Genomic DNA, 14,435 nt, shown 5'->3' with positions numbered 1-14,435 from the left:
ACCGCGACGACGATCAGGTCGGCGTTGATCCCGTTGGTGATGAAGGTCTTCGCGCCGTTGACGACGTAGTGGTCGCCGTCGCGGATCGCGGTCGTCGACATCGACGCCAGGTCCGAGCCGATGCCCGGCTCGGTCATGGCGATGGCGAGGATCGTCTCGCCGCTGACGACGCCCGGCAGCCAGCGCTGCTTCTGCTCCTCGGTGCAGTAGGTGAGCAGGTAGGGCAGCACGATGTCGTTGTGCAGGGTCAGGCCCAGGCCGGACCCGGCGGCGCCGACGCGCAGCAGCTCCTCGCTGATGACGGCGTTGAAGCGGAAGTCCTTGACCCCGCCGCCGCCGAACTCCTCCGGTGCGTCGATGCCCAGGAAGCCGTTCGCACCGGCGGTGGTGAACAGCTCCCGCGCGACGGCGCCGTCGCGTTCCCACTGCGCCTCGTGCGGGACGATCTCCTTCTCGACGAAGGCGCGGAACGCCTCCCGGAAGTCCTCGTGGTCGGACTCGTAGAGCGTGCGCTTCACGGCGCCGCCTCCCCTCGGGTGGTGGTGGTTAGCGCGGCTGCATCCGGATCGCGCCGTCGAGGCGGATCGTCTCGCCGTTGAGCATCGGGTTCTCGACGATGTGGGCGGCGAGCTTGCCGTACTCGGTCGGCTGGCCCAGCCGCGACGGGTGCGGGACCTGCTTGCCCAGCGAGGTCTTGACGTCCTCGGGCAGCCCGGCCAGCAGCGGGGTCTCGAACAGGCCGGGGGCGATGGTGTTCACCCGGATGCCGATGCTCGCCAGGTCACGGGCGATCGGCAGGGTCATGCCGACGATGCCGCCCTTGGACGCCGAGTAGGCGGCCTGCCCGATCTGGCCCTCGAACGCCGCCACCGAGGCGGTGTTGATGATGACGCCGCGGTCGCCGTCGACGTGCTCGGCCTTGGCGATGCGCTCGGCCGCCAGCCGGATCACGTTGAACGTGCCGATCAGGTTCACGTTGACGACCTTGGTGAAGTCGGCCAGCGGGAACGGGCCGGTCTTGCCGTAGGTCTTGATGCCGTTGCCGATGCCGGCGCAGTTGACCGCGACGCGGACGGTGCCGAGCTCCTCGGCGGCGTCGAGGGCGGCCGAGACCTGCTCCTCGTTGGTGACGTCGGCGGCGACGAAGCGGACGTTCTCGCCCAGCTTGTCGGCGACGGCCTCGCCCTGCGATGACGGCAGGTCGATGATCAGGACCTTGGCGCCGAGCTCCACGAACTTCTCCGTGGTGGCGAGGCCCAGGCCGGACGCACCGCCGGTGACGACGGCGACGGAACCGTTGATGTCCATGTTCTGTCTGTTTCCTTCCGGGTGGGGAGCGGGTGTCAGAGGAGCTCGAGGATGGTGGCGTTGGCCTGGCCGCCGCCCTCGCACATGGTCTGCAGGCCGTAACGGATGCCGTTGTCGCGCATGTGGTGGATCAGGGTGGTCATGATCCGCGCGCCGGAACCGCCCAGCGGGTGACCGAGTGCGATCGCGCCGCCGTTGGGGTTGAGCCGCTCGGCGACCGAGGTGTCCTCACCGGCGATGTCGGCCAGCCAGGCCAGGGGCACCGGGGCGAAGGCCTCGTTGACCTCGAACGCACCGATCTCCTCCAGCGACAGACCCGACCGCGTGAGTGCCTTCTGCGTCGCGGGGATCGGCGCGGTCAGCATGATGACCGGGTCGGCACCGGCCAGCACCGCGGTGTGCACCCGCGCGATCGGGGTCAGACCCAGCTCCGTGGCCTTCTCGCTGGTGGTCATCAGCAACGCGGCCGAGCCGTCGGAGATCTGCGAGGAGTTCCCCGCGTGGATCACCCCACCCTGGTCGGCGTCCTTGAACACCGTCTTGAGCTGGGCCAGGCCCTCCAGGGTGCCGCCCCGGCGGATGCCCTCATCGGCCGAAACGCCCGCGATGGGTGCGATCTGGCCCTCGAAGCGGCCGTCGTCCTGCGCCTGCGCGGCACGCTCGTGCGACAGCAGCGCGAACTCGTCGAGCCGGGTACGGGAGAAGCCCCACTTCTCGGCGATCATCTCCGCGCCCACGCCCTGGTTGGGGGCCACCCCGTAACGCGCGGCGAAGTCCGAGCCCAGCGGGTCCTGCCCCTGGCTGGAGGAGAACATCGGGACACGGGTCATCGACTCGACACCACCGGCGACGGCGACGTCGTACTGGCCCGCGATCAACCCGGCCGCGGCGAAGTGCACCGACTGCTGACTCGACCCGCACTGCCGGTCCACGGTCACACCGGTGACGGTCTCGGGGAACCCGGCGGCCAGCGCGGCGTTGCGGCCGATGTCGAAGGTCTGCTCGCCGACCTGGGACACGCAGCCCCAGATGACGTCGTCGATGTGGGCCGGGTCCACGCCGGACCGCTCCACCAGGCTGCGCAGCACGTGCGCGGAGAGGTCGGTGGGGTGGACGTCCGCCAGGCCGCCCTTGCGCTTGCCGACCGGGCTGCGTACGGCCTCGACGATGACTGCGTCTCGCACGGTGTTCGCTCCTTCGCGACGGTGGACGGCGCCCGGACGGGGCCGTCGACTCGCCACGACGGTAGCAGGAAACAGTCAGTGTTGACTGCCACGGGGCGGTGCGACCCGGGTCACGCCGACCACGGAGCTGCCCCGGCCGGCACGCCCCTGTCGATCAGTACCTCGGCGCTGCCGGGGCGCGCCGGGGCAGCGCCGAGGTACTGATCGATTCCGGACCGGCGGCGCGCGGCCCGGGCGCGTCGGACCGGTGCGCGACCGGGGTCAGGCGGAGGTGGCCGACACCCGGTCGGCCGTCGCACCCTCGCCGGAGGCGGTGGCCTCGGTGGGGTCGGTGTCCTCGGTGGCGTCGATGGGATCGGCGGCGTCGCGCCCGAGGATCCCCTCCTGCGCCGCGACGAGCGTCGGCACGGTGATCTGCCCGGCGACGTTGGTGGCGGTGCGCATCATGTCGAGGATCGGGTCGATACCGATCACGACCGCGATCCCGGCCGCGATCACCGCGGGCGGCATCCCGACCGCGGCGAGGGTCAGGGTCAGCATGGTGAACCAGCCGGTCGTCCCGGCGGTGGCCAGCGCCCCGAACACGGCGACGGCGACGATCACCAGGTACTGCCACGCCGCGAGCTGCACCCCGGAGACGTGCGCGATGAAGATCGTCGCGAGCGCCGGGTAGACCGCGGCGCAGCCGTCCATCTTGGTGGTGGTGGCCAGCGGGACGGCGAACCCGGCGTAGTTGCGGTCCACGCCGAGGTCGATCGCGGCCTGCCGGGACATCGGCAGGGCGGCGCCGGACGAGCGGGACACGAAGGCGAACTGCAGCACCGGCCAGGTAGTGCCGAAGAAGCGGCGCGGCCCGATGCCGGCCACGACCTTGAGCAGCAGCGGGTAGACGCCGAACAGGACGATCGCGCAGCCGAGGTAGACGGTGACGATCAGCCCGGCCAGGGACCCGACGACACCGCTGCCGTAGGTGGCGAACGCGTTGCCGATCAGGCCGAGCACGCCGATCGGGGCGAGCACGACGATCCAGCGGATGATCGTCAGGACGATCTCGAAGGCGGAGCGGGAGAACGCGACGAACGGCTCGGCCTTCTCCCCCAGCGCGTAGGCGGCGGCACCGACCAGCAGCGCCGCGACGACGACCTGCAGCACGTTGTCCGCGGCGAACGCGGCGACCGGGTTGTCCGGGACGAGGTTCGACAGCAGCGCCTCCCACGAGCCCGCGGTCTTCGCGCCCACGGCCTCGACGTCGGCCGGGTCGGCGGCGATCGTGACGCCCTCGCCGGGCCGCCCGATCAGCCCGATCGTGATGCCGATCAGCACCGCGACCAGGGAGGTCCCGGCGAACCACGCGACGGTGCGCCCGCCGAGCCGGGCCGCGGTGCGGCCGCCGCCGAGGTCACGCAGGCTGACGATGCCGACGACGATCGCGAGGAACACCAGCGGCGCGACGGTGAACTGCAGCAGCCCGGTGAACAGGCCGCCGACGGTGTCCAGCGTGGACGCCAGCCCGGTGGAGCCGGTGACCCGAGCGGTCAGCCCGAGCAGGGCGCCGAGGACGAGCCCGGCGACGGTGAGCAGTGCGAACACGCGCGGGCGCTGCCAGGCGCGTGCGGCACGGACGGCGAGTGACACGGGGATCCTCCAGGAGGTGTGCGGACGGACGTGGGCCATCGGGAGCCCGGACAGCCCGTCGCGGGGCGGCGGCACAGGTCGATCACCCGCCGGCTCACCAGCCACACACCCGTCCCCCGCACAGGTGGGAGCAACGCGCCCGTTCGCCGCGTTCTTCCCGCCGGACGGAGGTACGCAGCGTGACCCGTACCTCCGTCCGGGACCGTCACCGCACCGGTGGGGTGGTCGCGTGCGCGGGTTGCTCGGCCCCGTCGAGGCCGGCGGTCGCGAGGTCGATCCCCCGGGTCTCGGGCAGCAGGTACACCGTCAGCCCGGACACCAGCAGCAGCGCGATCGCGTAGCCGAGGAACAGGCCGGGCCTGCCGATCTCGGCGAACAGCGTCTGCAGGTAGGGCGCGGTCCCGCCGAACAGCGCGACGGAGATCGAGTACGGCACGCCGAGCCCGGCGGCGCGCACCCCGGTCGGGAACATCTCGGCGTAGAGGGCGGGTCCGACGGCGCAGCCCGCCCCGATCAGCGCGAGCGCGACGGTCATCGCGACGAACAGCGTCGGCCCGTCGTGGATCATCGCGTCGAGCGGGAACAGCGCCAGGACGAGCACCGCGCCGGGCACGAGCAGGGTGCGGCGGCGGCCGAACCGGTCCGAGGCCGCGCCCCACAGCGGCAGCAGCACCATGAACACCGCCAGCGCGCCGGCACCGGCCCACAGCGCCGCCGCCGGGTCCACCCCGCGCGCGGTGATGGCGTACGCCGGGGCCGCGACCGACCAGACGTAGTAGACGACGGTCAGGCCGCTGGTCAGGAACACCACCCGGGCCAGCGCCTTCGGCCGGGCCAGGACCTGGCGCCACAGCGACGGGCGGCCGGGCGTCGCGGTGCGGGCCTCCTCCTCTCGGGAGTAGGTGTCGGACTCACGCATCCGCAGCCGCATGACCAGCGCGTACAGCCCGAACAGCCCGCCCAGGACGAACGGCACCCGCCAGCCGTAGGCGGCCATCTCCTCGCGGGTGAGCACGCTCGACAGGACGGCTCCGAGCACCGTCCCGACCAGGATGCCCGCGGTGCCGGAGAAGTAGATGAGGCTCGACCACAGCCCGCGCCGGGCGGGCGGGGCCATCTCGGCGAGGTAGGTCTGTGCGGCGGGCAGCTCGCCCCCGTGCGCGAGGCCCTGCGCCAGCCGGGCCAGGACCAGCACGACCGGTGCGGCGATGCCGATGACGGCGTGGGTCGGGACGAGCCCGATCACCAGGCTGCCCACCGCGGCGGTCGCCACGCACAGCGCCATCGACAGCTTCCGGCCGCGGCGATCGGCGATCCAGCCGAACAGGAAGCCGCCGAACGGGCGGGCGACGAACCCGACGGCGAACACCGCGAGCGTCTTGAGCAGGGCGGTGCCGGTGTCGTCGCCGGCGAAGAACTGCGGGGCGAAGAACGCCGAGAACGTCGCGTAGACGTTCCAGTCGAACCACTCCATGGCGTTGCCGGCGCCGATCCCGAGGATCGTGCGACGCCGCTCGGTGCGCTCGGTCATGCCGCCACCCCCGCGGCCGGGGCGAGGCGGGTGGTGGCGAGCGCGGCGTACAGCGCGGTCGCGTCGGCGAGGACGCCGTCGTCGAAGCGGGCGAGCGGCGAGTGGTTCATCGGCGCGGTGTCGGGGTCGGCGCCGGGTGGGCAGGCGCCCATCCCGAGGAACGCACCGGGGACGGCGGCGAGCACCCGGGAGAAGTCCTCGGAGCCGCTGACCGGGTTCGGGGCGAGCCGGAACCGGTCCTCGCCGAGCAGCTCGGCGCACACCCCGGCGGCGAACGCGGCCTCGTCGGCGTCGTTGACGGTGCGCGGGTACTCGTCGGTCCAGACGACCTCGGCGCGGACGCCGTGGGCGGCGGCGACACCGTCGCAGACCTCGCGGACCAGCACCGGCAGCGTCGCGGCGTGGACGTCGGAGAAGCTGCGCACGGTGGCCTCGAAGCGGGCCGTGTCGGGGATGACATTGCGCCGGGTGCCGGCGGCGACGACGCCGACGGTCAGCACGACCGGGTCGAACATGTCGAAGCGGCGGGTCACCATCGTCTGCAGTGCGGTGATCATCTCCGCGGCCGCGGCGATCGGGTCCCGGGCGGTGTGCGGGTTGGAGCCGTGGCCACCCGCCCCGTGCACGACGACGTCGAGCGCGTGCGAGGCGGACAGGAACACCCCGGGTCGGGTCGTGACCAGCCCGGCGGGCATCCGGTTGGCGAACACGTGCAGGCCGTAGGCGTGGTCGGCGCGCCGCCCGGCCGCGGTCAGGACACCCTCGGCGAGCATGTGGCCGGCGCCGTCGAAGCCCTCCTCGCCAGGCTGGAACATGAACACGACGTCGCCGGCGAGGTGGTCGCGGTGGGCGCTGAGCAGCCGCGCGGCCCCGGCCAGCGCCGCGGTGTGCAGGTCGTGGCCGCAGGCGTGCATGGTGCCGGTCCGCGCCGCGAAGTCCTCGCCGGAGTTCTCCGTGACCGGGAGGCCGTCCATGTCGCCGCGCAGCAGGACCACCGGGGCGTCCGCGCCGCCGCCCGGGGCGGTGCCGCGCAGGACCGCGGTGACCGACGTCGTCGTGGTCCCCCCGGTGATCTCCAGCGGGAGTCCCGCCAGTGCGTCGAGGACGCGGTCGCGGGTCCGGGGCAGGGTCAGGCCGACCTCGGGGTCGCGGTGCAGCTCCCGGCGCAGGTGCGCCAGGTCCGGCTGCAGCGACCGGGCGTCGTCACGAAGATCCACAAGCGTCCCCTCGGGTCGTACCGGAGGGCCACGCTGCCCGCCGGAGGTCCTGCCCGAGTCTCGGAGCCCGCGCGTTACGGCACGTAACATCGACCGATCCGATCCGGATCGGGGGCCCCGTGGACGGAACCGACCGCCATCCGCTGTCCGAGGACGACTTCGCGCTCGTCCACGCGCTGCAGCTGCACCCGCGCGCGAGCTGGGCCGGGCTCGGCCCGGTGCTCGACGCCGCGCCGGTGACACTCGCCCGGCGCTGGGCCCGCCTGCAGGGGTCCGGGCACGCGTGGATCAGCTGCTACCCGGTGGTCGGCGAGGACGCCATGCAGGTGGCGCTGGTCGAGGTGGACTGCGCCCCGGGGCGGCTCGCGGGGGTCGCCGCGGCGCTGGACTCCGAGCCGTCGGTGATGACCATCGAGTACGCCGCCCGCGGCCGGGACCTGCTGCTGACGGTGAACGCGGCGTCGTTCACGGAGCTGTCCGGGCTGGTGCTGGACCGGATCGGGCGGGTCGCCGGGGTCGCGTCGGTGCGCACGCACCTGGCGTCGCGGGTGCACCGGGAGGGCAGCCGGTGGCGGCTCGACGCGCTCGACGCCCGGCAGGTCGCGGCCGTGCGCGCGCTGCGCCGGGCGGACACCACACCGCAGGCGGGCGGCGTCGACCTGCGGGGTCCGGTGTACGCGCCGCTGGTGCGGGAGCTGTGCGCCGACGGGCGGGAGAGCGCCGCGGAGCTCGCGGCCCGGGTCGGGCGGCCGGCGTCGACGGTGCGCCGGCAGCTGTCGGCGCTGGTGCGCTCGCGGGCGCTGGTGTTCCGCTGCGAGGTCGCACAGCTGCTGACCCGGTGGCCCATCTGCGTGACGTGGTGGATCCGGCTGCCGACCGCCGCGGTCGAGGCCGCGGTGCGCCGGGTCCGGACCGACCCGCGGGTGCGGCTGTGCCTGTCGCTCACCGGGCCGGAGAACCTGCTGCTCACCGCCTGGACGCACTCGCTGGGCGAGCTGGTGGGAATGCAGTCGGCGCTGGAGCGGTCGCTGCCGCAGGCGCAGATCGTGGACACCTCGGTGATCCTGCGGACCCGCAAGCGGATGGGGTGGCTGCTGCACCCCGACGGCCGGGCCACCGGGACGTGCGTCCCGGTGTTCCCCGGCTGAGGCGGCGCCGGGTCAGAGCCAGGCGTCGCGGACGTCGAGGGTGGTCCGGTCCAGCGACGCGAGCAGGTCCAGCTGCGGTCCGGTGCGGGGCAGCTCGTGGCGCACGAAGTAGCGCGCGGCGGCGCGCTTGCCGTCGTACAGGTCGCCGTCGCGGCCCTCGGCGGCGAGCGCCTGCTCCAGCCAGATCCAGGCGAGCACGACGTGCCCGACCGCCTCCAGGTAGACCGAGGAGTGCGCGACGGCGAGCGCCGGGTCGTCCTGGCCGTGCACGGTCCCGGTGACCTCGACGACCCGGTCCGCGGCCGCGGCGACGGCGTCGGCGTGCGCGGCGAGCTCCCCGCCCGCCGCACGGCCCCGCGCCACGGTCTCCCCGATCGTCTCCCGCAGCAGCGTCAGCCCGGCACCCCCCTGCATCACGACCTTGCGCCCCAGCAGGTCCAGGCCCTGGATGCCGTGGGTGCCCTCGTGGATCGGGTTGAGCCGGTTGTCCCGGTAGAGCTGCTCGACGTCGTGGTCGCGGGTGTAGCCGTAGCCGCCGTGGATCTGGATCGCGAGGTCGTTGGCGTGCAGGCACCACTGCGACGGCCAGCTCTTCACGACCGGGGTCAGCACGTCCAGCAGCAGGTGCGCCCGGCGTCGCTCCTGCTCGGTGCCTGCGGTGCGCTCCTCGTCGAGGAGCCGCCCGCAGTACAGGTTCAGCGCGAGCGCACCCTCCACGTAGGACTTGCTCGCGAGCAGCATCCGGCGCACGTCGGTGTGGGCGACGAGCGGGACCTGCGGGCTCGCCGGGTCCTTCGCGCCGGCCGGGCGGCCCTGGGTGCGGGTGCGGGCGTGCTCGAGGGCCAGCAGGTAGCCGGCGTAGCCGAGTGCGGTGGCTCCCGCCCCGACCCCGACCCGGGCCTCGTTCATCATGTGGAACATCTGGGCGAGGCCGGTGTGCGGCTCCCCCACCAGGTAGCCGACGGCGCCCGCCTCGCCACCCGGCGTGGCGCGGCCCTCGCCGAAGTTCAGCACGGTGTTGACGGTGCCGCGGTAGCCCATCTTGTGGTTCAGCCCGGCGAGGGCGACGTCGTTGCGTTCGCCGTTCTCCAGCACCCGGGGCACCACGAACAGCGAGATGCCCTTCACCCCGGCCGGTCCGCCGGGGATCTTCGCCAGCACCAGGTGGACGATGTTCTCCCCCAGCTCGTGCTCGCCGCCGGAGATCCACATCTTGGTGCCGGTGATCCGGTGCGTGCCGTCGTCGCGGGGCTCGGCCCGGGTGGTGACGTCCGCCAGCGACGACCCGGCCTGCGGCTCGGACAGGCACATCGTGCCGAAGTAGCGGCCCTCCACCATCGGGCGCACCCAGGTCTGCACCTGTTCTGAGCTGCCGTGGGTGAGCAGCAGGTTGGCCGCGGCGACGGTGAGCATCGGGTAGGCGGCGGTGGCGACGTTGCCGGCGTGCAGCCAGACGAAGCAGGCCTGGACGACGACGGCCGGCAGCGCCATGCCGCCCACCCGCGCGTCGAGCCCGGCGCCGACGATCCCTGTGTCGCCCAGCACCTTCAGCGCGGCGCGGACCTCGTCGGGGAGGGTGACGCGCTCGCCGTCGAACTCGGGCTCGCGGGTGTCGGAGATCTTGCGGTGCGGCGCGAAGTGCTCGGTCGCGACCTGCGCGGCGAGGTCGACGACGGCGTCGATGGTGTCGCGGTCGTGCTCGGCGTAGCGCTCGCGGTCGCAGAGCTCGACCACCCGCAGCCAGTCGTGGAGCAGGAAGTCGAGGTCGGCACGGGAGATCAGCTGCGCTCGCACGGCACCCACGATCGCACCCCGGGGCGGGTCCGGGGAAGCGGGCCGCTCAGCCCCCGACCGCGAGCGCCGGGGCGAACGCCGGCGACCCGGACCGGCCGGTCCGCACCAGGTCGGCGACGAGCTCGCCGACGGCCGGGGCGTACTTGAAGCCCTGGCCGGAGAACCCGCCGAGGACGACGGTGCGCGGCTCCCCCGGGGCGAGCGCGACGATGCCGCGGCGGGTCGGGGTGTAGCCCTCGACGTAGGACTCCAGCCGGGCGGGCCGGTCGGACATCCCGGCGAGGCGGGCGGCGACCGCACCGGCCCAGTCCCGGGTGTAGCCGGCCTCGACCAGCGGATGGTGGTCGGCCGGCGAGTGGACGCGGGGCTGCGGCTGCTGGTGGTTGATCTTGACGGTGGCGCCGTCGACGGCGGGGAAGAACGAGTGCACCGGTGCCGCGGTGTGGATCCCGGGAGGGAAGACCGCGGGCGCGAACCGGGCGGGGTCGCGCACCCCGAACCAGCTCAGCACGACGCGGCGCTGCTCGATCCCGGTGGCGCCCGGGACGAGACCGGCGCCGTGGCCGGTGGCGATCACGACGCTGTCGGCGACGGTCTCGCCGTCGACGGTGTGGAGCACGACGCGCCCGCGCCGCCTGCCGATGCCGACGACGGTGACGCCCTCCCGGACGGCCGCCCCGGCCCGGCGGGCCTCCGCGACGAGCCCGCGGGTGGCGGTGCCGGCGTCGAGCAGCCCGCCGCCCGGGTCGAGCACGGCCACCTCGTCCGCGCCGAGCAGGTGCGCGGGCCAGCGCACGGCCGCCGCGGCCGCGTCGAGCACGGTGGTCCGGCCCGGCAGCGCGACCGCCCGGACCCGCGGGTCGTCGCGCGCGCCGAGGGTGAGCGCGCCGCAGGCGGTGAACGGCGCGCCGGGCAGCCCGGTCCAGAGCTCACGGCTGCGGTCGAGCAGGCGGACGTGGTCCGGCCCGGTCGCGACGGCGGTGCGGAAGATCCGCGTCTCGCCGCCGGAGCCGCCGTCGGGGTGGCCGACGCGCCCGGACTCCAGCCCGACGCAGGACACCCCGGCGCGGGCCAGCGCGAGCAGCGACGCCGCGCCGAGCACACCCAGCCCGACGACGGCGCACTCGACCGACCCGGCCCGTCTCACGGGTTCTGCGACCGGATCCGGGCGTCCGCGGGCAGCGGCACGCGGGCCGGGTCCCGGGGCAGGCGTCCCGGCCAGACCAGGCAGAGCAGCGGCGGCGCGCCGACCGCCCGCAGCGCGGCGACGGCCGTCACGACGTCCTCGGTGGTCGTCGCGGCGGTCTCGACGACGAGCACGCTCGGCCCGCCGTCGCGCACGGTGCGCAGGTCCTCGTGGGCGAGCCGCGGGACGCGCAGGGCCCGCACCACCGGCGTCCCGGGGGCGACGGTCGTCGCCGGGGCGCCGGGGGTGAGGTCGCGGTAGTCACGCCGGTCCCCCACCAGTGCGGCCGCCTTGACCAGCTCGGACGCGACGTCGCAGGCGGGCTCGCGGGTCAGCTGGACGACGGTGAGGCACTCGACGTCGCGCAGCAGGTCGCGGTAGGCACCGGCCAGGCGCGGCACCGCGTCCGGGGCGGTGCCCGGGGCGAGCACCGGCACGTCGAGCCGGGCCCGGAGCCGGTCCTCGGGGTGGGCCTCGGGCAGCAGCCCGCGGCCGCGGCGGACCGCGGGCACCCCGAGACCGGCCAGCAGCAGCGCCGCACCGGCGCCGATCCCGGCCGCTCCGCCGACCCACCACGCGGTCGGGACCTCCGGTGCGACGACCGGGGCGGGCCCGTCGACGACGACGGTGACCTGCCCGGTCCGGTCGGCCAGCGTCCGGCCGAGCTGCTCGGCGACCGGGTCGGTCCCGGTGGTGCCCGAGTTGCCGGTGGCCTGGGCGTCGGCGGCGCGCCGGTCGATCTCGGCGCGCAGCGGCTGGGTGCCGCCGGTGGTGACGGCGGCGTCGAGGGCGCCGATGCGCTCGCGCAGCGCGGTGACCGCGTCACCGGCCAGCGCGGTGGCGGTCGCGTCGTCGGTGCCGGTGGCGCGGACGGCGACCACACCCGGTTCGGGTGCGGTGAGCACGAGGCGCCCGGCGACGTCGGTGACGGTGGAGCCGGTCAGCTGGGCGACGCGGTCGGTGAAGGCGGCGCTGCCGGCCGCGGCGAGCGCGCGGGTGGTGGCGGGCCCGGGGTCGGCGGTGCCGACCGAGCCGACCTGCACCGACGTCGTCGCGACGGTGGGCGGTGGGAAGAGCACGGCCAGGCCCGCGGCGCCCGCGGCCGCGAGCAGCACGGCGCCGGTGACGGGGACGCGGCGACGGCGCAGGGTCGCGCCGATCTCCGTCAGGGGGCCGTTGCGGTCCGCCCCGGACGGGACGGGTGCCGGTGTCGCGGCCGGGATCGGTGCGGCCGCGGGGGTGGTCGACGGGGCCGGTGCCGCGGTCCGGTCCGGCCGGGGCGCCACGGGCGGGGCCGTCGGCGGGGCCGGACCGTCGAACCCGGCCGGCAGCGCGGGTGCGGATCCCGTCGGGGCCGGGCGCAGGGGTGCGACCGGGGACCGCTGCGGGGCCGGTGCCCGGGTGGGCACGGACGCCGTCGGCGGCACCCGCGGGATCGCCGAGGTGGCCGGGGACGGGCGGGACGGTGCCGTCGGTGCCGGCGCGCCCGACGCTGTGGACCGGGTGGGCAGGGCCGACGGGCCGGTGACCGGCGCCGTCCCCGTGACCGCCGACGGGTCGACGGGCGTCGTGGCCGACGCCGCGCCGTGCGCACCGTTCACGCCGTTCACGCCGTTCACGCCGTTCACGCCCTTCGCGCCGTTCACCGGAGCCGGAGGCGGAGCCGTGGACGTGGCCGGGGTGTCGGTGCGGGGTGAGGTCGGCAGCGACGTCGGGGTCGCGGTGCGGTGGGCCCCGGCGCGCGGCTCGGTGCCGTTGCGTGCGTCGGTGCCGTTGCGTGTCTCGGCCCCGGTGCGTGCCCCGGCCGAGGTGCGCGACTCGGTCCCGTGCTGCGCGTCGGTCCCGTTGCGCGGGTCGGTGCCGTTGCGCGGGTCGGCCCCGGTGCGCGGGCGCGTCTGCACGGTGTCCTCCACCCCGGAAGCGCCGGAAGCAGCGGAGACACCGGACGTACCGGAAGCACCGGGAGCGCCGGAACCGTCCGGGGTACCGGCACCCGCCGGCGACGCGGCGGGCTCGGCGCGGGTCACCGCACCCGGCGGCGGCAGCAGCCCCCGCCGCCGCGACCGGGCCCGCTCCGGCGTGCCGGAACGCGACGGCTCAGCGGAACGCGACGGCTCAGCGGAACGCGACGGCTCGGCGGAGCGGGACGGCTCGGCGGCACCGGTGCCGGGCGACGCCGGGTCGGCGTCGCGCACCGGGACTCGCTCGTCGCCCCGCGCCGGGGCCGCACCGGAGGACGGCAGGGCCGACGCCCCGCCCTGCTGCGGCGGGGCCGCCGTCCCGGCGTTGCGCGCCGGGACCGGCCCCCCACCGGCCGACGACGGGGTGAACGCGGGCAGCGCCGTCGTCGCGGAGGCGTCGTCGACGGCACCCGGGGCACCGCCGGCGGGCTCCTGCGACGCGTTCTCGCGGCGGTAGGGCGTCGGCCGGGACGGCGACGCCCCGGCCGCCGTCTCCGCCGGTGCCTCGCGCCGCGGCGGGACCAGCGGGGCCCGCGGGGTCCTGGTGCGGGCCATCAGCGGGACCCCGCGACCAGGGCCGGGCCGCCGGGCAGGATCTCGGTGACCACACCGGCGGGCGTGACCTCGGTGATCGTGGCGTCGCGCGGCTGCGGCATCCCGGCCGCCACCTCGGGGCCGAAGTGCTCGGCCAGCCACGACGGCCGGTAGACCGTGTCGAGGTAGCGCTCCCCCAGGTCCGGGGCGAGCGCGACGGCCGTGGTCGTCGCGTCACCGTGGCGGCGCAGCCAGTCCGCGGCCCCCGCGACGACGGTGCCCGTCGACCCGCCGAACAGGAACCCGCGGCGGGCCAGGGCGTGGCACGCCTCGAGCGTGTCGGGCTCGGCGACGTGCACGACGTCGTCGATGTAGGACTCGTCGAGCGCCTCCGGGCGGACGCTGGTGCCCAGCCCCGGGATCATCCGGGGCGTCGGCCGGTCGCCGAAGGTGACCGACCCGGCCGCGTCGACCGCGACCACCCGGACCGGCCGCGGCCGGGACCGGAAGTAGCGGGCGCAGCCCATCAGCGTGCCGGTCGTGCCCGCGCCGACGAAGACCACGTCGAGCTGCGGGAACGCCGCCTCGATCTCCGGCCCCGTGGTGACCAGGTGCGAGCCCTGGTTCTCCGGGTTGGCGTACTGGTTGAGCCAGACGTAGCGGTCGTCGCCGGCGACCAGCGAGCGGACCAGTGCGATCCGGGTGGCGAGGAAGCCACCGGCCGCGTCCGGGGTGTCGACGACGCGGACCTCCGCGCCGAGCGCCTCCATCAGCCGGTGCGTCGCCGGGTTGCAGCGCGGGTCGGTGACGCAGACGAACCGGTAGCCCCGGCTCGCCGCGATCATGGCGAGCGCGACGCCGAGGTTGCCCGAGGAGGACTCCACGAGCACCGATCCGCGACGCAGCAGGCCGCGCCGCTCGGCGTCGGTGACCATGC

At 75.3% G+C, this 14,435-nt stretch carries 11 protein-coding genes; 1 reads left to right on the top strand and 10 read right to left on the bottom strand.

Features of this window, described 5'->3' with window-relative positions:
* The 6 genes from KPL60_RS34470 to KPL60_RS03370 all read right to left on the bottom strand — a co-directional run.
* Window positions 1–518 (bottom strand): acyl-CoA dehydrogenase family protein (locus KPL60_RS34470; RefSeq protein WP_226364870.1); only part of this gene is annotated, 518 nt, incomplete at its 3' end.
* A 28-nt stretch (window positions 519–546) separates the two neighbouring features.
* Window positions 547–1,308, bottom strand: coding sequence for a 3-hydroxyacyl-CoA dehydrogenase (locus KPL60_RS03390; protein WP_226357539.1), 762 nt, complete (start codon window positions 1,306–1,308; stop codon window positions 547–549).
* A 35-nt stretch (window positions 1,309–1,343) separates the two neighbouring features.
* Window positions 1,344–2,492, bottom strand: coding sequence for an acetyl-CoA C-acyltransferase (locus KPL60_RS03385; RefSeq protein ID WP_226364498.1), 1,149 nt, complete (start codon window positions 2,490–2,492; stop codon window positions 1,344–1,346).
* Between the two features lie 261 nt (window positions 2,493–2,753).
* A complete protein-coding gene (locus tag KPL60_RS03380; RefSeq protein WP_226364499.1) occupies window positions 2,754–4,127 on the bottom strand; it encodes a dicarboxylate/amino acid:cation symporter in 1,374 nt (457 codons plus the stop codon).
* Between the two features lie 205 nt (window positions 4,128–4,332).
* Complete coding sequence (locus KPL60_RS03375; protein ID WP_226357542.1) at window positions 4,333–5,658, bottom strand: MFS transporter; 1,326 nt, start codon at window positions 5,656–5,658, stop codon at window positions 4,333–4,335.
* Window positions 5,655–6,875 (bottom strand): M20 family metallopeptidase, encoded by a 1,221-nt coding sequence (locus KPL60_RS03370; RefSeq protein WP_226364500.1) that lies wholly within the window; start codon window positions 6,873–6,875, stop codon window positions 5,655–5,657. The genes KPL60_RS03375 and KPL60_RS03370 overlap by 4 nt, the downstream gene beginning before the upstream one ends.
* 119 nt (window positions 6,876–6,994) lie before the next feature.
* Between KPL60_RS03370 and KPL60_RS03365 the strand changes: the two genes are divergently transcribed.
* A complete protein-coding gene (locus KPL60_RS03365) occupies window positions 6,995–8,023 on the top strand; it encodes an Lrp/AsnC family transcriptional regulator (RefSeq protein ID WP_226364501.1) in 1,029 nt (342 codons plus the stop codon).
* A 12-nt stretch (window positions 8,024–8,035) separates the two neighbouring features.
* On the opposite strand, the gene KPL60_RS03360 is transcribed toward KPL60_RS03365, so the two are convergent.
* The 4 genes from KPL60_RS03360 to KPL60_RS03345 form a co-directional block, all read right to left on the bottom strand.
* Window positions 8,036–9,817: an acyl-CoA dehydrogenase gene (locus tag KPL60_RS03360; RefSeq protein WP_226364502.1), complete on the bottom strand. Its 1,782-nt coding sequence runs from the start codon at window positions 9,815–9,817 to the stop codon at window positions 8,036–8,038.
* Between the two features lie 46 nt (window positions 9,818–9,863).
* The gene (locus tag KPL60_RS03355) at window positions 9,864–10,964 is read right to left on the bottom strand and encodes an FAD-dependent oxidoreductase (RefSeq protein WP_226364503.1); all 1,101 of its coding nucleotides are present in this window, start codon (window positions 10,962–10,964) and stop codon (window positions 9,864–9,866) included.
* Window positions 10,961–13,519 carry a hypothetical protein gene (locus KPL60_RS03350; RefSeq protein WP_226364504.1) on the bottom strand — a complete coding sequence of 853 codons (2,559 nt, stop codon included), beginning with the start codon at window positions 13,517–13,519 and terminating at the stop codon, window positions 10,961–10,963. Before KPL60_RS03350 ends, KPL60_RS03355 begins: the two co-directional genes overlap by 4 nt.
* The coding region (locus KPL60_RS03345; protein ID WP_226364869.1) for a pyridoxal-phosphate dependent enzyme at window positions 13,519–14,435 on the bottom strand (917 nt) is incomplete at its 5' end. The genes KPL60_RS03345 and KPL60_RS03350, both read right to left, overlap by 1 nt.

The organism is Pseudonocardia sp. ICBG162 (genome assembly GCF_020496225.1).
Lineage (GTDB): Bacteria > Actinomycetota > Actinomycetes > Mycobacteriales > Pseudonocardiaceae > Pseudonocardia > Pseudonocardia alni.
This window is presented reverse-complemented; position numbering and strand designations above follow the sequence as displayed.

What these genes read in the sequence shown, in the direction of transcription:
- KPL60_RS03390 (WP_226357539.1), bottom strand. Translation starts at nt 1,308, where the DNA reads ATGGACATCAACGGTTCCGTCGCCGTCGTCACCGGCGGTGCGTCCGGC.
- KPL60_RS03375 (WP_226357542.1), bottom strand. Translation starts at nt 5,658, where the DNA reads ATGACCGAGCGCACCGAGCGGCGTCGCACGATCCTCGGGATCGGCGCC.
- KPL60_RS03350 (WP_226364504.1), bottom strand. Translation starts at nt 13,519, where the DNA reads ATGGCCCGCACCAGGACCCCGCGGGCCCCGCTGGTCCCGCCGCGGCGC.